The organism is Rhodococcus sp. UFZ-B548, assembly GCF_903819475.1.
GTDB classification, from domain to species: domain Bacteria; phylum Actinomycetota; class Actinomycetes; order Mycobacteriales; family Mycobacteriaceae; genus Rhodococcus_F; species Rhodococcus_F erythropolis.
In genome coordinates this window covers 1-1,671 of record NZ_CAIJDS010000142.1, presented here as the reverse complement: position 1 = coordinate 1,671, position 1,671 = coordinate 1, and the positions used below count along the sequence as shown (strand labels likewise).

2 protein-coding genes are annotated in these 1,671 nt (G+C 60.3%); one reads left to right on the top strand and one right to left on the bottom strand.

Features of this window, described 5'->3' with window-relative positions:
- Positions 1–9 precede the first annotated feature (9 nt).
- A complete protein-coding gene (locus H7C86_RS36845; protein WP_259349446.1) occupies positions 10–990 on the top strand; it encodes a sigma-70 family RNA polymerase sigma factor in 981 nt (326 codons plus the stop codon).
- A 72-nt stretch (positions 991–1,062) separates the two neighbouring features.
- On the opposite strand, the gene H7C86_RS36840 is transcribed toward H7C86_RS36845, so the two are convergent.
- On the bottom strand, positions 1,063–1,473 hold the full coding sequence (locus H7C86_RS36840; protein ID WP_003945103.1) for a VOC family protein: 411 nt from the start codon (positions 1,471–1,473) through the stop codon (positions 1,063–1,065).
- Between the last annotated feature and the right edge of the window lie 198 nt (positions 1,474–1,671).

Sequence of the window (1,671 nt, the reverse complement as noted above, 5' to 3'; positions counted from 1 at the left end):
AACGAGGAGATTACGCAGTGCCCGTCCTCACACACCACACATTTGGACTTGACCCTTGCCGATCCGTACCGCCGCGAGTTGCTGGCGCACTGCTATCGCATGATGGGGTCGATTCACGACGCCGAAGACCAGGTCCAAGAGACGTTCATCCGGGCTTGGCGCGGGTTCGACGGTTACAAAGGCCAGTCGTCGCTCAGGACCTGGCTCTATCGCATCGCGACGAATACGTGCCTGACCGCGCTGGATGGGAGATCGAGGCGTCCACTCCCGACCGGCCTCGGTGCACCTAGTTCGGACCCGGCCGACGATTTGATCGAGCGCAACGAGATTGCCTGGTTGGAACCGATCGCGGATTCGGCGTTGGGCGACGTCAATGATCCCGCCGTCATGGTGGTCAATCGCGATTCGGTCCGGCTTGCGCTGGTTGCCGCGCTGCAGCACTTGTCCGCCCGCCAACGTGCGGTTCTGGTTCTGCGTGACGTTCTGCAGTGGAAGGCGTCAGAAGTTGCGGAGGCCCTCGACACCACAACCACTGCGGTGAACAGCCTGCTACAGCGGGCTCGCGCGCAGATCAATCACATCGGGCCCACTGAGGACGATCTCGTGGAACCGACTACCGAGGCTGCCCGGAAGTTGCTCCGCGACTACGTGCACAGCTTCGAAAGCTACGACGTCGAGGCAATCGTTGAGCTGTTCACGCGGGAAGCCATCTGGGAGATGCCTCCGTTCGAGGGTTGGTACCAGGGCCCCGAGGCAATCGGGCAGCTCATCGGAACCAAATGCCCGGCGGACGGACCAGGAGCGATGCGGCTGCTACCGACCGCCGCCAACGGCCAGCCGGCGTTCGGCCTCTATATGCGCGAGCCCGATGGGGTTCACCGTGCTTTCCAGTTGCACGTTCTCGATGTCACCGAGTCCGGGATCTCGCACGTCACGTGTTTCTTCGATCTGAGTCTGTTCGCACGGTTCGGATTGCCTGCAGAGCTGTAGGGGCAAGGAGTTGCGCGAGCCCTCCGGTATGGAGGGACCCGCGCGCCTACTCGTTACTGCTGTTGTTCTGCGTTACTGCTGGGGAACAGTCGCAGCCGGGTCCATCCACATGACCTCCCAGACGTGATTGTCGAGGTCGCGGAATGCGCGTCCGTACATGAAGCCGTGATCCTGGGGTTCCATCCACTTGCTACCGCCGGCAGCGATCGCCGCGTCGACGAAGGTGTCGACTTCCTCCCTGCTGTCGGCCGACACGCACATCAGTGCTTCTCGAGCTTTCGACGTGTCACAGATGTCGTCGGCGATGAAGTCCCCGAAACGGGGTTCGTTCAGGAACATGACCGTGGCGGAATCACTGACGATCATCGAGACAGTGTTCTCGTCACTGAACATGTCGTTGAACTCGAAGCCGAGGCCGCTGAAGAACGCCCGAGTAGCGGCGACGTCCTTGACCGGCATGTTGACGAAGAGAAGACGAGACATTGGGTGCTCCTTGAAGTCGGTTGACTGATTACTGAACGCTTCGGTTCCTGTTGGTTCCTGCTCATACAGACCGCAGTGGGCGCGGAAAGTCATCGTGAGAGGCAAAAATTCGAGGAAACTATCGGCTGTTAACCCGCTTCAGGGCTCTGACCTGGCGATTTGGTGTTGTGTTGATCTTCGCGTAACTTTGTCCAGGTC